This window comes from Streptococcus bouchesdurhonensis, from assembly GCF_948472335.1.
This window is the reverse complement of record NZ_CAOKTW010000013.1, coordinates 1-19,269: the sequence shown is the minus strand read 5'-3', so window position 1 is coordinate 19,269 and position 19,269 is coordinate 1. Positions and strand designations below refer to the sequence as shown.

General features: G+C 43.1%; 18 protein-coding genes. 14 read left to right on the top strand and 4 right to left on the bottom strand.

Features of this window, described 5'->3' with window-relative positions; translation table 11 throughout:
- The first annotated feature begins 40 nt into the window (after positions 1-40).
- From gndA to tig, 11 genes are all read left to right on the top strand, one after another.
- Complete coding sequence (gene gndA, locus QMQ21_RS17120; protein WP_000158778.1) at positions 41-1,465, top strand: NADP-dependent phosphogluconate dehydrogenase; 1,425 nt, start codon at positions 41-43, stop codon at positions 1,463-1,465.
- Between the two features lie 11 nt (positions 1,466-1,476).
- Positions 1,477-2,166: a response regulator transcription factor gene (locus QMQ21_RS17115; RefSeq protein WP_020903407.1), complete on the top strand. Its 690-nt coding sequence runs from the start codon at positions 1,477-1,479 to the stop codon at positions 2,164-2,166.
- A 325-nt stretch (positions 2,167-2,491) separates the two neighbouring features.
- The gene (mvk, locus tag QMQ21_RS17110; RefSeq protein ID WP_203212679.1) at positions 2,492-3,370 is read left to right on the top strand and encodes a mevalonate kinase; all 879 of its coding nucleotides are present in this window, start codon (positions 2,492-2,494) and stop codon (positions 3,368-3,370) included.
- Positions 3,352-4,305 (top strand): diphosphomevalonate decarboxylase, encoded by a 954-nt coding sequence (mvaD, locus tag QMQ21_RS17105; protein ID WP_261814863.1) that lies wholly within the window; start codon positions 3,352-3,354, stop codon positions 4,303-4,305. Before mvk ends, mvaD begins: the two co-directional genes overlap by 19 nt.
- Complete coding sequence (locus QMQ21_RS17100; RefSeq protein ID WP_261814862.1) at positions 4,292-5,299, top strand: phosphomevalonate kinase; 1,008 nt, start codon at positions 4,292-4,294, stop codon at positions 5,297-5,299. The genes mvaD and QMQ21_RS17100 overlap by 14 nt, the downstream gene beginning before the upstream one ends.
- Positions 5,283-6,293, top strand: coding sequence for a type 2 isopentenyl-diphosphate Delta-isomerase (gene fni / locus QMQ21_RS17095; RefSeq protein ID WP_261054498.1), 1,011 nt, complete (start codon positions 5,283-5,285; stop codon positions 6,291-6,293). The genes QMQ21_RS17100 and fni overlap by 17 nt, the downstream gene beginning before the upstream one ends.
- Positions 6,294-6,369: 76 nt before the next feature.
- Positions 6,370-7,068, top strand: coding sequence for a cell wall-active antibiotics response protein LiaF (gene liaF, locus QMQ21_RS17090; RefSeq protein ID WP_261034714.1), 699 nt, complete (start codon positions 6,370-6,372; stop codon positions 7,066-7,068).
- Complete coding sequence (locus QMQ21_RS17085; RefSeq protein ID WP_261814861.1) at positions 7,065-8,060, top strand: envelope stress sensor histidine kinase LiaS; 996 nt, start codon at positions 7,065-7,067, stop codon at positions 8,058-8,060. Before liaF ends, QMQ21_RS17085 begins: the two co-directional genes overlap by 4 nt.
- 13 nt (positions 8,061-8,073) lie before the next feature.
- Positions 8,074-8,706, top strand: a complete 633-nt coding sequence (locus QMQ21_RS17080; protein ID WP_261034716.1) for a response regulator transcription factor — start codon at positions 8,074-8,076, stop codon at positions 8,704-8,706.
- A complete protein-coding gene (locus QMQ21_RS17075) occupies positions 8,707-9,363 on the top strand; it encodes a DNA alkylation repair protein (RefSeq protein ID WP_049509717.1) in 657 nt (218 codons plus the stop codon).
- Between the two features lie 92 nt (positions 9,364-9,455).
- Entirely contained in the window at positions 9,456-10,739 is a 1,284-nt protein-coding gene (tig, locus tag QMQ21_RS17070; RefSeq protein WP_000116485.1) for a trigger factor, read from the top strand.
- Positions 10,740-10,892: 153 nt separating this feature from the next.
- Here tig and recD2 read toward each other — a convergent pair whose 3' ends face one another.
- The 3 genes from recD2 to rnhC all read right to left on the bottom strand — a co-directional run bounded on the left by recD2 (position 10,893) and on the right by rnhC (position 14,873).
- Positions 10,893-13,259, bottom strand: coding sequence for an SF1B family DNA helicase RecD2 (gene recD2 / locus QMQ21_RS17065; RefSeq protein ID WP_261814860.1), 2,367 nt, complete (start codon positions 13,257-13,259; stop codon positions 10,893-10,895).
- Between the two features lie 114 nt (positions 13,260-13,373).
- Positions 13,374-13,988 carry a signal peptidase I gene (lepB, locus tag QMQ21_RS17060; protein ID WP_001083986.1) on the bottom strand — a complete coding sequence of 205 codons (615 nt, stop codon included), beginning with the start codon at positions 13,986-13,988 and terminating at the stop codon, positions 13,374-13,376.
- Between the two features lie 3 nt (positions 13,989-13,991).
- On the bottom strand, positions 13,992-14,873 hold the full coding sequence (gene rnhC, locus QMQ21_RS17055) for a ribonuclease HIII (RefSeq protein WP_261066410.1): 882 nt from the start codon (positions 14,871-14,873) through the stop codon (positions 13,992-13,994).
- Positions 14,874-14,959: 86 nt separating this feature from the next.
- Between rnhC and zapA the strand changes: the two genes are divergently transcribed.
- From zapA to QMQ21_RS17040, 3 genes are all read left to right on the top strand, one after another.
- Positions 14,960-15,262 (top strand): cell division protein ZapA, encoded by a 303-nt coding sequence (gene zapA / locus QMQ21_RS17050; RefSeq protein ID WP_000002019.1) that lies wholly within the window; start codon positions 14,960-14,962, stop codon positions 15,260-15,262.
- The gene (locus QMQ21_RS17045) at positions 15,259-15,807 is read left to right on the top strand and encodes a CvpA family protein (protein ID WP_203212688.1); all 549 of its coding nucleotides are present in this window, start codon (positions 15,259-15,261) and stop codon (positions 15,805-15,807) included. The genes zapA and QMQ21_RS17045 overlap by 4 nt, the downstream gene beginning before the upstream one ends.
- Before the next feature lie 102 nt (positions 15,808-15,909).
- A complete protein-coding gene (locus QMQ21_RS17040) occupies positions 15,910-18,246 on the top strand; it encodes an endonuclease MutS2 (RefSeq protein WP_261814859.1) in 2,337 nt (778 codons plus the stop codon).
- 49 nt (positions 18,247-18,295) lie between these two features.
- Here QMQ21_RS17040 and QMQ21_RS17035 read toward each other — a convergent pair whose 3' ends face one another.
- Positions 18,296-19,225 (bottom strand): helix-turn-helix domain-containing protein, encoded by a 930-nt coding sequence (locus QMQ21_RS17035; protein WP_261814858.1) that lies wholly within the window; start codon positions 19,223-19,225, stop codon positions 18,296-18,298.
- Between the last annotated feature and the right edge of the window lie 44 nt (positions 19,226-19,269).

Sequence of the window (19,269 nt, the reverse complement as noted above, 5' to 3'; positions counted from 1 at the left end):
AAATGATAAAATAAAACAAATTAAACAAGAGGAGTGTCAAATGACAAAAGCTAACTTTGGTGTCGTTGGTATGGCCGTAATGGGTCGTAACCTTGCCCTTAATATTGAATCTCGTGGTTACACAGTTGCTATTTACAACCGTAGTAAAGAAAAAACTGAAGATGTAATTGCTTGCCATCCTGAAAAGAACTTTGTACCAAGCTATGACGTTGAAAGTTTTGTAAACTCAATCGAAAAACCTCGTCGTATCATGCTCATGGTTCAAGCTGGACCTGGTACAGATGCTACAATTCAAGCCCTTCTTCCACACCTTGACAAGGGTGATATCTTGATCGACGGAGGAAACACTTTCTACAAAGATACAATCCGTCGTAATGAAGAATTGGCAAACTCAGGTATCAACTTTATCGGTACTGGGGTTTCTGGTGGTGAAAAAGGTGCCCTAGAAGGTCCTTCTATCATGCCTGGTGGACAAAAAGAGGCCTACGAATTGGTTGCGGATGTTCTTGAAGAAATCTCAGCTAAAGCACCAGAAGATGGCAAACCATGTGTGACTTATATCGGTCCTGATGGAGCTGGTCACTATGTGAAGATGGTCCACAACGGTATCGAGTATGGTGATATGCAATTGATCGCAGAAAGTTATGACTTGATGCAACACTTGCTAGGCCTTTCAGCAGAAGATATGGCTGAAATCTTTACTGAGTGGAACAAGGGTGAATTGGACAGCTACTTGATCGAAATCACAGCTGATATCTTGAGCCGTAAAGACGATGAAGGTCAAGATGGACCAATCGTAGACTACATCCTTGATGCCGCAGGTAACAAGGGAACTGGTAAATGGACTAGTCAATCATCACTTGACCTTGGTGTGCCATTGTCACTCATCACTGAGTCAGTATTTGCACGTTACATTTCAACTTACAAAGAAGAACGTGTACATGCTAGCAAGGTTCTTCCAAAACCAGCTGCCTTCAAATTTGAAGGAGACAAGGCTGAGTTGATTGAAAAGATCCGTCAAGCCCTTTACTTCTCAAAAATCATTTCATACGCACAAGGTTTTGCTCAATTGCGTGTAGCTTCTAAAGAAAATAACTGGAACTTGCCATTTGCAGACATCGCATCTATCTGGCGTGATGGCTGTATCATCCGTTCTCGTTTCTTGCAAAAGATTACAGATGCTTACAACCGTGATGCAGATCTTGCCAACCTTCTTTTGGATGAGTACTTCTTGGATGTTACTGCTAAGTACCAACAAGCAGTGCGTGATATCGTAGCTCTTGCGGTTCAAGCTGGTGTGCCAGTGCCAACTTTCTCAGCAGCTATTACTTACTTTGATAGCTACCGTTCAGCTGACCTTCCAGCTAACTTGATCCAAGCGCAACGTGACTACTTTGGTGCCCACACTTACCAACGTAAAGACAAAGAAGGAACATTCCACTACTCTTGGTATGACGAAAAATAAGTAGGTCTGCCATGGGGAAACGGATTTTATTACTTGAGAAAGAACGAAATCTAGCTCATTTTTTAAGTTTGGAACTCCAAAAAGAGCAATACCGAGTTGATCAGGTTGAGGAGGGGCAAAAGGCCCTCTCCATGGCTCTTCAGACAGACTATGACTTGATTTTATTGAATGCTCGTCTGGGGGATATGACAGCCCAGGATTTTGCAGACAAGCTGAGTCGGACTAAGCCAGCCTCAGTGATCATGGTCTTGGACCATCGCGAAGAATTGCAAGATCAGATTGAGGCAATCCAACGCTTTGCCGTTTCTTACATCTATAAGCCGGTTATTATTGACAATTTGGTGGCCCGTATTTCAGCGATTTTCCGAGGTCGGGACTTTATCGACCAACACTGTAGTCAGATGAAGGTTCCAACGTCTTATCGCAATCTGCGTATGGATGTAGAACATCATACCGTTTATCGTGGCGAAGAGATGATTGCTCTGACCCGTCGTGAGTATGACCTCTTGGCTACTCTTATGGGAAGCAAGAAAGTTCTGACTCGTGAGCAGTTATTGGAAAGTGTTTGGAAGTATGAAAGTGCGACCGAAACAAATATCGTGGATGTCTATATCCGTTATCTACGTAGCAAGCTTGATGTAAAAGGTCAAAAAAGCTACATTAAAACCGTGCGTGGTGTCGGTTACACCATGCAAGAATAGAAAATAGACTAGGAGAACTCAGTTGTAATCATGCAACTGAGTTTATCCATTTCTTTCTTGAGTTTTTTCTCTAGTTTGCTTAAAAGTTTTATTTTAGCATCGAGCGATTGTGAATGGAAACAATCGCTTTTTTTGTGAAAATATAATAAAATAGATAGGAGAAAATAAATACTTGTAGGAAAAAATAATACTCTTCGAAAATCAAATTCAAACCACGTCAGCGTCGCCTTACCGTACTCAAGTACAGCCTGCGGCTAGCTTCCTAGTTTGCCTTTTGATTTTCATTGAGTATGAGACGGTCTTTCCGTCTAGCTAAAAGGAAAACATGACAAAAAAAGTGGGTGTCGGTCAGGCACATAGTAAAATAATTTTAATAGGGGAGCATGCGGTCGTTTACGGTTATCCTGCCATTTCCCTGCCTCTTTTGGAGGTGGTGGTAACTTGTAAGGTAGTTCCTGCAGCGAGTCCTTGGCGTCTCTATGAGGAGGATACCTTGTCCATGGCAGTTTATGCTTCGCTGGAGTATTTGGATATCAAAGAAGCCTGCATTCGCTGTGAGATTGACTCGGCTATCCCTGAAAAACGGGGAATGGGTTCGTCAGCGGCTATCAGCATAGCGGCCATTCGTGCGGTTTTTGACTACTATCAGGCTGATCTGCCTCATGATGTACTAGAAATCTTGGTCAATCGGGCTGAGATGATTGCCCATATGAATCCGAGTGGTTTGGATGCTAAGACCTGTCTCAGTGACCAGCCTATTCGCTTTATTAAGAACGTAGGATTTACAGAGCTTGAGATGAATCTATCCGCATATTTGGTGATTGCAGATACGGGCGTTTATGGTCATACTCGTGAAGCCATCCAAGTGGTTCAAAACAAGGGCAAGGATGCCCTGCAGTTTTTGCATGCCCTGGGAGAATTGACCCAGCAAGCAGAAGAAGCGATTTCACAAAAAGATGCTGAAGGACTGGGACAAATCCTTAGTCAAGCGCATTTACATCTAAAAGAAATTGGTGTTAGTAGCCCTGAGGCGGATTCTCTAGTTGAAACGGCTCTTAGCCATAGTGCTCTGGGTGCCAAGATGAGCGGTGGTGGGCTAGGAGGCTGTATCATAGCCTTGGCAACCAATTTGACTCAAGCTCAAGAACTAGCAGAAAGATTAGAAGAGAAAGGAGCTGTTCAGACATGGATAGAGAGCCTGTAACAGTACGTTCTTACGCAAATATTGCTATTATCAAATATTGGGGAAAGAAAAAAGAGAAAGAGATGGTGCCTGCTACTAGCAGTATCTCTCTGACTTTGGAAAATATGTACACAGAGACGACTTTGTCATCTCTACCGACGGATGCGACAGCTGATGCCTTTTATATCAATGGTCAGCTACAGAGTGAGGCGGAGCATGCCAAGATGAGCAAGATTATTGACCGTTATCGTCCAGATGATGAGGGTTTTGTTCGTATTGACACTCAAAACAATATGCCGACCGCAGCGGGCTTGTCCTCAAGTTCTAGCGGTTTGTCCGCCTTGGTCAAGGCTTGTAATGCTTATTTCAAGCTTGGTTTGAATCGGAGTCAGTTGGCGCAGGAGGCTAAGTTTGCATCAGGCTCTTCTTCTCGGAGTTTTTATGGACCACTAGGTGCTTGGGATAAGGATAGTGGAGAAATCTACCCTGTAGAGACAGACTTGAAACTAGCTATGATTATGTTGGTGCTAGAGGACAAGAAAAAACCAATCTCTAGTCGTGATGGGATGAAACTTTGTGTGGAAACTTCGACGACCTTTGATGACTGGGTCCGTCAGTCTGAGAAGGATTATCAGGATATGCTGGTTTACCTTAAGGAAAATGACTTTGCCAAGGTTGGGGAGTTAACGGAGAAAAATGCCCTTGCTATGCACGCTACGACCAAAACTGCATCACCAGCCTTTTCTTATCTGACCGATGCAAGCTATGAAGCAATGGACTTTGTCCGTCAGCTTCGCGGGCAAGGAGAATCCTGCTACTTTACCATGGATGCAGGTCCCAATGTCAAGGTCCTATGTCAAGAGAAAGACTTGGAGCATTTATCAGAAATCTTCGGTCAGCGTTATCGCTTGATTGTGTCAAAAACAAAGGATTTGAGTCAAGATGATTGCTGTTAAAACTTGCGGAAAGCTCTATTGGGCAGGTGAATATGCTATTTTAGAGCCCGGACAGTTGGCCTTGATAAAGGCTATTCCCATCTATATGAAGGGCGAGATTGCTTTTTCTGATAGTTACCGTATCTACTCAGATATGTTTGATTTCGCAGTTGATTTGACGCCAAATCCTGACTATAGCTTGATTCAAGAAACAATTGCTTTGATGAATGACTTCCTCGCCGATCGTGGGCAGACCTTGCGACCCTTTTCCTTGGAAATCCGAGGGAAAATGGAACGAGAAGGGAAAAAGTTTGGTTTAGGTTCTAGCGGTAGCGTCGTTGTCTTAGTTGTCAAGGCTTTACTGGCTCTGTATAATCTTTCAGTGGATCAGGAGCTCTTGTTCAAGCTGGCTAGTGCTGTCTTGCTCAAGCGAGGCGATAATGGCTCCATGGGGGACCTTGCCTGTATTGTGGCAGAGGATTTGATTCTCTACCAGTCATTTGATCGCCGAAGGGTGGCTGCTTGGTTGGAAGAAGAAAATTTGGCGACAGTTTTAGAGCGTGAGTGGGGCTTTTCTATCTCACAAGTGAAACCAACTCTAGAATGTGATTTTCTAGTGGGATGGACCAAGGAAGTGGCTGTATCGAGTCACATGGTCCAGCAAATCAAGCAAAATATCAATCAGAGTTTTTTAAGTTCCTCAAAAGAAACAGTGGCTACTTTGGTAGAAGCCTTGGAGCAGGGGAAAGCTGAAAAAGTTATCGAGCAAGTAGAAGTAGCAAGCAAGCTCTTAGAAGGCTTGAGCGTAGATATTTACACGCCTTCGCTTAGACAGTTGAAAGAAGCCAGTCAAGATTTGCAGGCTGTTGCTAAGAGTAGCGGTGCTGGTGGTGGTGATTGTGGTATTGCCTTGAGTTTTGATGAGCAATCAACTGAAACCCTAAAAAACCGTTGGGCCGATCTAGGGATTGAGCTCTTATACCAAGAAAGGATAGGACATGACGACAAATCGTAAGGATGAGCACATCCGCTATGCCCTTGAGCAGAAAAGTTCCTATAATAGCTTTGATGAGGTGGAGTTGATTCATTCTTCCTTGCCTCTTTACGACCTGGATGAAATCGATCTGTCGACAGAGTTTGCTGGTCGAAAGTGGGACTTTCCTTTTTATATCAATGCCATGACAGGGGGGAGTGAAAAAGGTAAAGAAATCAATCAAAAGCTGGCTCAGGTGGCGGACGCCTGTGGGATTTTGTTTGTGACGGGATCTTATAGTGCGGCTCTCAAAGATCCAACAGATGACTCTTTTTCTGTCAAGTCTAGTCATCCAAATCTCCTTCTTGGAACCAATATTGGATTGGACAAGCCTGTCGAATTAGGTCTTCAGACTGTAGGAGAGATGAATCCTCTTCTCCTACAAGTGCATGTCAATGTTATGCAAGAATTGCTCATGCCTGAGGGAGAAAGGAAGTTCAGAAGCTGGCAATCGAATCTAGCAGACTATAGCCAGCAAATCCCTGTCCCTATTGTTCTCAAGGAAGTGGGCTTTGGAATGGATGCCAAGACCATCGAGAGAGCCTATGAATTGGGCGTTCGAACCTTTGACCTGTCAGGTCGTGGTGGTACCAGTTTTGCTTATATCGAAAACCGCCGCAGTGGCCAACGTGACTATCTTAATCAATGGGGTCAGTCTACTATGCAAGCCCTTCTCAATGCCCAAGACTGGAAAGACAAGGTCGAACTCTTGGTCAGTGGAGGCGTTCGGAATCCGCTAGATATGATTAAGTGCTTGGTCTTTGGTGCCAAAGCCGTGGGACTGTCTCGAACAGTTCTGGAATTGGTTGAAACCTACACAGTTGAAGAAGTGATTGGCATTGTCCAAGGCTGGAAAGCAGATCTACGCTTGATCATGTGTGCCCTTAATTGTGTCACCATAGCAGATTTGCAAAAAGTAGACTATCTTCTTTATGGAAAATTAAAAGAAGCAAAGGAACAGATGAAAAAGGCGTAACCACCGCCTTTTTTCCATCCTCAGACCGAGGTGACTTTTTTGAATTGTGATAAAATAGAAGGGAGAGGATGAACCTATGAGAAAATTTAAAATCTTTTTATTTATCGAAGCCTGTCTGTTGACGGGAGCTCTGATTTTGATGGTATCAGAGCATTTTTCGCGTTTTCTGCTGATTCTATTCCTCTTTTTGCTTTTGATTCGCTATTACACTGGTAAAGAGGGCAATAACCTTCTTTTAGTAGTGGCAACCATTCTCTTCTTTTTCATCGTCATGCTCAATCCTTTTGTGATTCTAGCTATTTTTGTTGCGGTCATCTATAGCCTCTTTCTTCTTTATCCGATGATGAACCAGGAAAAAGAGCAGACCAATTTGGTTTTTGAAGAGGTGGTAACGGTTAAGAAGGAGAAAAATCGTTGGTTTGGAAATCTCCATCATTTTTCAAGCTACCAGACTTGCCAGTTTGATGATATCAATCTCTTTCGCCTCATGGGCAAGGACACTATTCATCTGGAGAGGGTCATCCTAACCAATCACGATAATGTCATTATCCTCAGAAAGATGGTAGGAACGACCAAAATTATCGTACCTGTAGATGTGGAAGTCAGTCTCAGCGTTAACTGTCTCTATGGAGATTTGACTTTTTTCAATCAGCCCAAGCGTGCTCTCCGCAATGAACACTATCATCAGGAAACGAGAGATTATCTCAAGAGTAACAAGAGCGTCAAGATTCTCTTGACCACTATGATTGGCGATGTGGAGGTGGTCAGAGGATGAAAAAACAAGCTTATGTAATCATTGCTCTCACCTCCATTTTGTTTGTATTATTTTTCTCCCACAGCTTGCTGGACATCCTTGACTTTGACTGGTCTATCTTTCTGCACGATGTCGAAAAAACAGAAAAATTTGTCTTTTTGTTGTTGGTATTCAGCGTGTCCATGACCTGTCTCTTAGCCCTGTTTTGGCGAGGTATTGAAGAGCTTTCTCTAAGAAAAATGCAGGCTAATCTCAAGCGTTTGTTGGCAGGGCAAGAAGTGGTTCAGGTTGCAGATCCAGATTTGGATGCCAGTTTCAAGTCCTTGTCAGGTAAACTTAACCTTTTGACAGAAGCTCTTCAAAAGGCTGAAAATCACAGCCTTGCTCAGGAAGAGGAAATCATCGAGAAGGAACGGAAGCGGATTGCTCGGGATTTGCACGATACAGTCAGTCAGGAGTTGTTTGCGGCCCACATGATTTTATCGGGTATCAGTCAGCAGGCTTTGAAATTGGATAGAGAAAAGATGCAGACCCAGTTGCAGAGTGTCACAGCTATTTTAGAAACAGCCCAGAAGGATTTGCGGGTCTTGCTCTTGCATTTGCGACCGGTTGAGCTGGAGCAGAAGAGTCTGGTTGAAGGAATCCAAATTCTCCTAAAAGAGCTTGAGGACAAGAGTGATCTCAAGGTTAGTTTCAAGCAAAATGTGACGAAATTGCCCAAGAAGATTGAAGAACATATCTTCCGTATCCTGCAAGAGTTAATCAGCAATACCCTCCGCCATGCCCAGGCATCTTGTCTGGATGTCTACCTCTATCAGACGGATCTTGAATTGCAACTGAAGGTGGTGGACAATGGAATTGGTTTTCAGTTAGGGAGTTTAGATGACTTGAGTTATGGACTACGCAATATCAAGGAGCGGGTTGAAGATATGGCAGGGACGGTTCAGTTATTGACAGCACCCAAGCAAGGGTTGGCAGTTGATATCCGTATTCCCCTGATTGATAAGGAATGATAAAGGAGTAAAGATGAAAATTTTACTAGTAGATGACCACGAAATGGTCCGATTGGGCTTGAAAAGCTACTTTGACCTCCAAGACGATGTAGAAGTTGTGGGCGAGGCGGCAAACGGGTCTCAAGGTATTGACTTGGCCTTGGAATTGCGTCCAGATGTCATTGTCATGGATATTGTTATGCCTGAGATAAATGGGATTGACGCGACCTTGGCCATCCTTAAAGAATGGCCTGAAGCCAAGATTTTGATTGTGACTTCGTACTTGGACAATGAAAAAATCATGCCCGTCTTAGATGCAGGTGCTCGTGGCTATATGCTCAAGACTTCTAGTGCCGACGAACTACTCCATGCCGTCCGTAAGGTGGCTGCTGGCGAGTTGGCCATTGAGCAAGAGGTCAGCAAGAAGGTCGAGTACCACCGCAATCACATAGAACTACATGAGGACTTGACTGCGCGTGAGCGAGATGTTCTCCAACTCATCGCCAAGGGCTACGAAAATCAGCGTATCGCAGACGAACTTTTTATCTCTCTCAAGACGGTCAAGACCCACGTGTCCAACATTCTCGCCAAACTTGAAGTCAGCGATCGTACCCAGGCTGCAGTCTATGCCTTTCAGCACCACTTGGTGGGGCATGAGGAGTTTTAGATGAGTCTAACAGATTTACTTGTTGAGCTAGAAGCAGCAAGAGATTCAAAAAATGCAGGGCCCATGGAAGCCTATATGCGCCATCAATTTTTCTTCCTAGGCGTTGCGGCTCCTGAAAGAAATGCACTCTATAAAAAATACTTTCCAAAAGCGAAAAAAACAAAGATTATCGACTGGAATTTTGTAGATACTTGCTGGAGAAAGGAGCCTAGAGAATACCAATATGTGGCTGCTAATTATTTGAAAGCAATGCAGTCTTATCTAACGGAGAACGATTTACCTAAGCTTGAGCGGTTAGTCGTCACAAAATCCTGGTGGGATACCGTAGATATCCTAGATCGAGTAGTAGGGAGTTTGGTGTATGACCACCCTGAACTAGAAGAAATAATCTTAAAATGGAGCCTATCAGATAATATCTGGCTGAGACGTGTCGCTATTGACCACCAGTTGTTAAGAAAAGAGAAGACCAATGTTCAATTAATGGAAAAGATTCTGCTTCATAATTTGAACCAAACAGAATTCTTTATCAATAAAGTCATTGGCTGGGCTCTAAGAGACTACTCCAAAACCAATCCAACTTGGGTAGCAGGCTTCATTGAGAAAAACAAGGAAAGAATGGCTGACCTTAGTATCAAAGAAGCAAGCAAGTACCTCTAGCGTGATTGAAAAGAGCATTCGTTACTTGAAAAAAGTCGCCCATTTATGTTATAATAGACTGTGTTTAAAAAATTTTAAGGAGAAATGACAGAATGTCTGTATCATTTGAAAACAAAGAAACAAACCGTGGTGTCTTGACTTTCACTATCTCTCAAGACCAAATCAAACCAGAATTGGACCGTGTCTTCAACTCAGTGAAGAAATCTCTTAATGTTCCAGGTTTCCGTAAAGGTCACCTTCCACGCCCTATCTTCGACAAAAAATTTGGTGAAGAGTCACTTTACCAAGACGTTATGAACGCTCTTTTGCCAAATGCTTATGAAGCAGCTGTAAAAGAAGCTGGTCTTGAAGTCGTTGCTCAACCAAAAATTGACGTAACTTCAATGGAAAAAGGTCAAGACTGGGTTATCACTGCTGAAGTTGTTACAAAACCTGAAGTAAAATTGGGTGACTACAAAAACCTTGAAGTATCAGTTGATGTAGAAAAAGAAGTAACTGATGCTGACGTTGAAGAACGTATCGAACGCGAACGCAACAACTTGGCTGAATTGGTTATCAAGGAAGCTGCTGCTGAAAACGGCGACACTGTTGTCATCGACTTTGTTGGTTCTATCGATGGTGTTGAATTTGACGGCGGAAAAGGTGAAAACTTCTCACTTGGACTTGGTTCAGGTCAATTCATCCCTGGTTTCGAAGACCAATTGGTAGGTCACTCAGCTGGCGAAACTGTTGATGTTATCGTAACATTCCCAGAAGACTACCAAGCAGAAGATCTTGCAGGTAAAGAAGCTAAATTCGTGACAACTATCCACGAAGTAAAAGCTAAAGAAGTTCCAGCTCTTGACGATGAGCTTGCAAAAGACATCGATGAAGAAGTTGAAACACTTGCTGAATTGAAAGAAAAATACCGCAAAGAATTGGCTGCTGCTAAAGAAGAAGCATACAAAGATGCAGTTGAAGGAGCAGCAATCGATAAAGCTGTAGAAAACGCTGAAATCGTAGAACTTCCAGAAGAAATGATCCACGAAGAAGTTCACCGTTCAGTTAATGAATTCCTTGGAAACTTGCAACGTCAAGGTATCAACCCTGACATGTACTTCCAAATCACTGGAACTACTCAAGAAGATCTTCACAAACAATACGAGGGAGAAGCTGAGTCACGTACTAAGACTAACCTTGTTATCGAAGCAGTTGCCAAAGCTGAAGGATTTGATGCTTCAGAAGAAGAAATCCAAAAAGAAGTTGAGCAATTGGCAGCAGACTACAACATGGAAGTTGCTCAAGTACAAAGCTTGCTTTCAGCTGATATGTTGAAACACGACATCACAATTAAAAAAGCTGTTGAATTGATTACAAGCACAGCAACAGTTAAATAATCTTATACTCTTCGAAAATCAAATTCAAACCACGTCAGCGTCGCCTTACCGTACTCAAGTACAGCTTGTGGCTAGCTTCCTAGTTTGCTCTTTGATTTTCATTGAGTATTAATAAACAAAAATCCCACCTGAATTGGTGGGTTTTCTTATGCACTATTTTCCAAAAATCTCTTTGAGGTCTGCCTCTGTAATCCCAATCATGGCTGGGATGCTGTCCCAGTTTTCTTCTGTCAGGATGTAGGATTGTTCAGAGTCACTTGATGTGGCAGTTTCAGAGATAGATTGTTGCTTTTCTTCAACATTCTCCAATAAATCACTGAAACGTTCAATCAGATAGGTTTTTCGGGCAGTTCCGATATGTTGGGTAGCATAGTCGAAGGCCTGTAATTCGCCTAGTAAGATAAGCTTGCTTTTGGCGCGTGTAATGGCTGTGTAGATGAGATTGCGCTCCAGCATACGCCTGCTAGCACTGGTGATAGGTAGGATAACAACAGGGAACTCACTTCCCTGCGATTTATGGATACTCATGGCATATGCCAAGCGAATCTTGTACCATTCGTTACGTGGGTAAGAGACTTCGTTGCCGTCAAAATCAATGACAATCTCGTCTTGTTTCGACTCGGTGTATTTACCAGGAATCAGGTCTGTGATGGCTCCTAAATCTCCATTAAAGACATTAATTTCAGCATCATTGACCAGGTGAATGACCTTGTCGCCCTTACGATAATGGCACTGGGGAGCTTCAAAACTAAGTTGGTCTTTTTGTGGTGGGTTAAGGAGGTCTTGCATGAGCTGGTTGATGGCATCAATCCCTGCCGTCCCTCTGTACATGGGAGCCAGAACTTGGATATCACGGGCAGGAATACCACTTCTGAGGGCAGCGCCTAAGATTTTTTCAATCGTAGCTGGAATATGGCCACTAGCAATTTCAAAGTAGGAACGGTCTGCTTTTTTCTGGGTGAAATCAGCCGGCAAGATGCCCTGTCGAATTTGACTAGCTAGGGTGACGATGGTTGATTCTTCGCTTTGTCGGTAAATTTTTTCCAAGCGAGTCTGAGGAATCAAGGAAATATGAAGCAGATCAGCTAGAACTTGACCGGGACTGACAGACGGTAGCTGATCGCTGTCGCCCACGATGAGGATTTTACTGTTAGAAGAGATGTTGGAGAAGAGTTGGTTGGCCAGCCAAGTGTCCACCATGGAGAATTCATCCACGATAATAAAGTCAGCATCTAGATAATCTTCCAGATGACTGGTATCATCGTCGCCTGTCATTCCTAAGTGGCGGTGTATGGTCGCGCTAGGCAAGCCTGTTAATTCGTTCATGCGTCGAGCTGCTCGTCCAGTTGGAGCGGCAAGAAGAATTGGCAGGTTGCTTTTTTTCCTGAGGTCAAGTCCTTCTAAAAGGGCGTAAACAGCGATGATCCCATTGATAACAGTTGTCTTACCAGTACCGGGCCCACCTGTCAGGATAAAGACCTTGCTCTGGATAGCGTCGCAGATAGCTTGTTTTTGAATGCTATCATACTCAATCCCTAGTTCTTGCTCGACAGTAGTGATATGTTTTTGAATAGTTTCTAAATCTTGGCTCTTCTGTTTTCCTTTTTCAAGGATACGAACCAAGTGACTGCGGATGCCTTCCTCAGCGAAAAAGAGGCTATTATCAAAGATTTTGGTATCAATTTGCTGAACCTTGTCTTCTTCGATTAGGTAGGAGAGTTCTTGGGCCACTTGGCTGGGGTCCAGTTCCACGGGACGGGAAGACTCAAGGAGAGTAAGGGTTTGTTCTAGCAAATCTCGTGCTTCAACATAGGTATCCCCTGTTTCCATACAGGCCTGAAAAAGACTGTGAACTAGACCGGCACGGAAGCGTTCAGGAGCCTGACTTTCGATGCCAAGTTCCTCCGCTAGTTGGTCAGCAATAGTAAAGCCCAAGCCCTTGATATCCTCAACCAGTTGGTAGGGATAATTTTCAACCACATCAAGGGTTTCTTCCTTGTAAAAGTCTTGAATCTGAAAGGCTAGTTTGTTGGGAATGCCGTAGTTGGCTAGTTTGGCCAAAACCATCTCGGTTCCGTAGTTGAGACGGAGGGTGGAGACGAAAGCCTCGCGATTTTTGGCAGAGAGTCCTGCGATACCTTCTAACTTTTCTGGGTGTTGCAAAATTTCGTCAATGGTATTGTCGCCATAGGTATCCACAATTTTCTGAGCTGTCTTGAGACCAATCCCCTTGAAATGGCTACTTGAAAAGTACTTGACCAAGCCCTTACTAGTTGGTTTTGTGCGTTCATACCGGCTGATTTGCAGTTGCTCCCCATACTTGGAGTGCTGGACAATTTGCCCCCAAAAAGTATAGTCTTCTCCCTCAATTACATCAGCCATGGTTCCTGTGACAATGATTTCAAAATCATCAAAATCCTCTGCGTCCGTATCTTCGATTTCTAGGAGAAGGATGCGATAAAAATTGCTGGGATTTTCAAAAATAATCCGTTCAATGGTTCCTGAAAAATAAACTTCCATAAAATTCCTTTGCATGAATAGGTGAGAGTTGGGGGGGTATTATAGTCAATAACCAATCACTTCTCACGATAGAAGAAGAGGCTGAGATTCTTGATTCTCGGCCTCTTAGGTCTCTTAAAATGTTCCGATACGGGTGATTGGCCAGAAGCGGAATTTAGCTTCCCCTGTGATATCTTTTGCTTTGAAGGTACCTACGTGACGACTGTCACTTGAAACCAAGCGGTCATCTCCGAGGAGAAGGTATTCTCCTTCTGGAACAGTAAAGCTAAAGTTGGTGTTGTAGTTGACATCAACTGTGAAGGCTTGAGCTTTTTGAGCGATACTTCTAAAGAAAGTTCCTTTATTTCCTTCAAATCCCTTGCCTGAGTAAGTGCTTTGGAGTTTGTCGTCCTTGAAACGTTTGATGTAGTCAGCTAGGTAAGGTTCGTCCGTCTCTTTATCATTGATGTAAAGTTTATCATTTTCGTAACGGATGGTGTCACCAGGCATTCCGATGACACGTTTGACAATGTCCTTATTACCGTCTTCCTCATGAGCCACCACGATATCAAATCGGTCAATAGGGAGGTGTTTGACAACGAAGAGGATTTCGCCGTCCGCTAAAGTAGGATCCATGGAATGTCCTTCTACGCGAACATTGCTCCAAAAAAAGATACGGCTTAAGGCTAGTAATGACAGAATCAGGAGGAATAATCCCCACTCTTTTAAGAAATTTTTAAATGAATTCATAATTTACCTTTCTAAGCGTTTTTTCGCTTTTTCAGTATTTTTAAAGTGCAGTTTGGCGCAGAAGTTGAGTCCCTGCATACCATAGGCTTGTAAAATCTGGCTAGCCACCTTATCAGAAGTTGTTCCAGCTCCACTTGGAAGTTGATAACCCAGTTCTCGTCCCAGATTTTCCAGATTTTCCAGAAAGAGATCACGCGCAATGATAGAAGAAACTGCGACAGCCAAGTATTTGCCCTCAGCCTTTTCTTCTAAGCTGATAGGATTGCTGAAACGATTGGCCTCTTGTGCCAAGTACTTATCATAATTTTTAGCACTGGTAAAGGCGTCAATCACAATTTTCTCAGGCTGAACACCTTTTTGAAGGAGGAGATAGATAGCCTGATTATGGAGGGCAACCTTAACCGAAACAGCGTTGTAGCGGTCTCCGATGACCTCGTTGTACTTGCTTGGTGAGAGAAGGAGTGCCTGGTGCTGGATTTTTTCTTTGAGGATAGGGGCAATCTGACGAATCTTTTGGTCGGTCAGAGTTTTAGAATCCCCCACACCGAGTTTTCGCAAGAAGACATGCTGGTCAGGTGTGACAAAGGAAGCCACAACTGCAAGTCCACCAAAGTAGGAACCATTTCCCACCTCATCTGTCCCAATTAAAGGGAAATTTTGTCCCCTGTTTTCCTCTACAACTTGATAGCCAAAGAAACGAGCGTATTTCTCAGCTCCTTCACCCTGAAGCAAGACCTTTCCAGAAGTATAGATAGAAACCGTTGCTTGAGGCAGTCGCAAAAAATAGCGGATATAGGGATTCTTACTAGGAGCCAGACTGCTTTGATAGTGTTCAAGAAAAGCCTGAATCTCCTTTTCGCTTGGTGTGAGTGTTATACTTGCCATAGTTTCTATTGTACCACAAAAGCAGGCAAATTTGTAAAAACTGACAAAGTTAGCGAATTTTGGTATAATATCGTGAGGTGAATTTTATGGCAAATCTAAATCGATTCAAATTTACATTCGGGAAAAAATCATTAACCTTGACAAGCGAACATGATAACCTTTTTATGGAGGAAATCGCCAAGGTTGCGACAGAAAAATACCAAGCAATTAAAGAACAAATGCCTAGCGCAGATGATGAAACAATCGCTCTTTTGTTGGCAGTCAACTGTTTGTCAACTCAACTCAGCCGTGAGATTGAATTTGATGATAAGGAGCAAGAATTAGAAGAACTCCGTCATAAGCTGGTGACTTGCAAGCAAGAACAGAGCAAGATTGAGGATTCCTTATGATTTCACTCCTTCTTCTATTGGTCTTGGCTTGGGGATTTTATATCGGCTATCGGAGAGGCCTGCTCTTACAGATTTATTACCTGATTTCAGCCATGGCATCGGCTTTTATGGCTGGCCAGTTTTATAAGGGGCTTGGAGAACAATTCCATTTATTACTTCCTTATGCAAATCCGCAGGAAGGTCAGGGAACTTTTTTCTTCCCATCGGATCAACTCTTTCAGTTGGATAAGGTCTTTTACGCAGGGATCGGCTACTTGCTTGTATTTGGGATTGTCTATAGCATCGGTCGTTTACTTGGTCTCCTTTTGCACTTACTTCCTAGTAAAAAACTGGGTGGTAAGTTGTTCCAAATTTCAGCAGGTATCTTGTCCATGTTGGTGACCTTATTTGTCTTGCAAATGGCCTTGACAATCTTAGCGACCATCCCCATGGCAGCTATTCAACATCCTCTTGAAAAGAGTATCGTCGCAAAACACATCATCCAGAGCATACCAGTAACAACCAGTTGGCTCAAACAAATCTGGGTGACAAATTTAATCGGATAAAAAGGGCAGGAATTTTCCTAGCCCTTTGTTTACAGATTGACTAGAATCTATCAGAATGTAAAAAGTTACTACACCTAGACATTCAAAGACAAGGAAATAAAGATGAATAAGAAAATATTAGAAACATTAGAGTTCAATAAGGTCAAGGCCTTGTTTGAACCTCATTTGTTGACAGAGCAGGGCTTGAATCAACTGAGACAGCTGGCTCCGACTGCCAAAGCGGATAAAATCAAACAGGCTTTTGCTGAGATGAAGGAAATGCAGGCACTCTTTGTTGAGCAACCGCATTTCACGATTCTCTCAACTAAGGAAATTGCAGGAGTCTGCAAGCGTTTGGAGATGGGAGCAGACCTCAATATTGAGGAGTTCCTCCTCTTGAAGCGCGTGCTTCTGTCGAGCCGAGAGCTGCAAAGTTTTTATGCTAATCTGGAAAATGTTAGCTTGGAAGAATTAGCCCTTTGGTTTGAGAAATTACATGATTTTCCGCAATTACAAGGAAATCTCCAAGCCTTTAATGATGCAGGTTTCATTGAAAATTTTGCCAGTGAAGAATTGGCGCGCATCCGTCGAAAAATCCATGATAGCGAGAGTCAGGTACGCAATGTCCTACAGGACCTGCTCAAGCAAAAAGGGCAGATGTTGACAGAAGGGATTATTGCCAGCAGAAATGGCCGTCAGGTTTTACCAGTCAAAAACACCTACCGCAATAAGATTGCAGGTGTTGTTCATGATATTTCTGCTAGTGGAAATACCGTCTATATCGAACCTCGTGAGGTGGTCAAACTGAGCGAAGAAATTGCCAGTTTGCGAGCAGATGAGCGCTATGAAATGCTTCGCATTCTCCAAGAAATTTCTGAGCGTGTTCGCCCTCATGCGGCTGAGATTACCAATGATGCTTGGATTATCGGCCATCTGGACTTGATTCGTGCTAAGGTCCGCTTTATCCAAGAAAGACAAGCAGTCGTACCTCAGCTGTCAGAAAATCAGGAAATTCAACTGCTCCATGTCTGCCATCCTTTGGTCAAAAATGCCGTTGCAAATGATGTCCATTTTGGTCAAGATTTAACAGCTATTGTCATCACAGGTCCCAATACAGGTGGTAAGACCATCATGCTCAAAACTCTGGGTTTGATACAGGTTATGGCTCAGTCAGGGTTGCCGATTTTAGCAGACAAGGGAAGTCGTGTTGGTATTTTTGAAGAAATCTTTGCTGACATTGGAGATGAGCAGTCTATTGAGCAGAGCTTGTCTACCTTCTCTAGCCATATGACCAATATCGTAGATATTCTTGGTAAGGTTAATCAACATTCACTCTTACTCTTGGATGAGTTGGGGGCTGGTACAGATCCTCAAGAAGGAGCTGCCCTTGCCATGGCTATTCTGGAGGACCTTCGCCTGCGTCAAGTCAAGACCATGGCGACCACCCACTATCCAGAACTCAAGGCCTACGGTATTGAGACAGCCTTTGTGCAAAATGCCAGTATGGAGTTTGATACTGCAACTCTACGCCCGACCTATCGCTTTATGCAGGGTGTTCCTGGCCGAAGCAATGCCTTTGAAATTGCCAAACGTCTAGGTCTATCTGAGGTTATCGTAGGGGATGCCAGTCAGCAGGTTGATCAGGACAATGATGTCAACCGGATTATTGAGCAACTGGAAGAGCAGACGCTAGAGAGTCGCAAACGCTTGGACAATATCCGTGAGGTGGAGCAAGAAAATCTCAAGATGAATCGTGCTCTCAAAAAACTTTACAACGAGCTCAATCGTGAAAAGGAAACCGAGCTTAACAAGGCGCGTGAACAGGCTGCTGAGATTGTGGACATGGCCCTCAGTGAAAGTGACCAGATTCTTAAGAATCTCCATAGCAAATCTCAACTCAAACCCCATGAAATCATTGAAGCCAAGGCCAAGTTGAAAAAATTGGCTCCTGAAAAAGTAGATTTGTCTAAAAACAAGGTCCTTCAAAAGGCCAAGAAAAAACGAGCTCCAAAGGTGGGAGATGATATCGTAGTTCTCAGCTATGGACAGCGTGGGACCTTGACCAGTCAACTCAAGGACGGACGCTGGGAAGCCCAAGTCGGTTTAATCAAGATGACCTTGGAAGAAAAAGAATTTGACCTCGTTCAAGCTCAGCAAGAAAAACCAGTCAAGAAGAAACAGGTCAATGTCGTGAAACGGACTTCTGGCAGAGGACCGCAAGCAAGACTGGACCTTCGAGGGAAGCGTTATGAAGAAGCCATGAATGAGCTAGATGCCTTTATCGACCAAGCCTTGCTTAATAATATGGCTCAAGTTGATATTATCCATGGTATCGGAACAGGAGTCATCCGTGAAGGTGTCACCAAATACCTACAAAGAAACAAGCATGTCAAGAGTTTCGGCTATGCCCCACAAAATGCTGGAGGCAGTGGTGCGACTATTGTGACCTTTAAAGGATAAGAAAAGCCTGAGGAAATATGTGGTTCCTCAAGCTTTTTTATTTTCTAGGTTAGACATCTAAAGGTTGTCCAGTGTGATTGAGTTGTGTGACAGTAACAAAGAAATCCTCTCTCATTCGAGTCAGAAGTTGATTTGGATAGACCTTTTCAAAGTTATCAAGACTGGCAAAGATATGCTTAGCAAGCTCTAGACCTCTGACATCATCTTTTCTGAGAAAATTATTAGCCCGTTCCATGGAAAGACTAAGCATCTCTGTCATCTTGGTGCTCAGTAGAGGGAAAGTATTAATCACTTCCAAGGTTTTCACAGCTAAGCTCTCAGCTTTATCATAGTAGCCATTGACAGAGTAATGCTTGATAGCAGTTCTTAAGCAGGCAATATAGTAGTCAGCAGTACGGATTGAATGGTATTCAGTCTGTTTTTTTAGAGTATCTAATAAGTGGTAGAGTCTGTAATCTAAAAATTCGATTGAAAAGTGAGGCAGGATAGATGAAAAGATATTAACCTCAATTTTATTCCAATCGTCTAATTCACTGAGATAGTTCTTGATATATTCTAGTTCTTGATAATCTTTTGGAGTCAGAAAAGAATCGCCGATGATGTTTGCGATAGCAAATTTATTGACTACACGATTGGCAATCACGTAGTGTTCAGCAATCCCAGGATTTTCCAAGGGTTGATTAATCAAGCTAATGATCTTCTTAAATTCACGCTTATAGGCCAAATCAGCAACTTGAGCCTGTAATTTATGAAATTCAGTTGGAAACATCTGCGTTTTTAGACTATCAAATGTCTCTTTATCAATTCCAATATTAGAAAGAATCTCCTCAAATTTTTGAATGGTTATCCGAGATTTCCCTTGCTCAAACTGACGTAAAAAATGAGGAGTCACTGTAGTCCCAGCAGCTTCCTTCTGTGTAAACCCTCTTTCCTCACGAATAGCTTTATAGACTAATCCATACACACTTTCATCTTGCATCCTAAATCTCCTCAAGTCCTTTTTTATATTCTATCATAATTCTA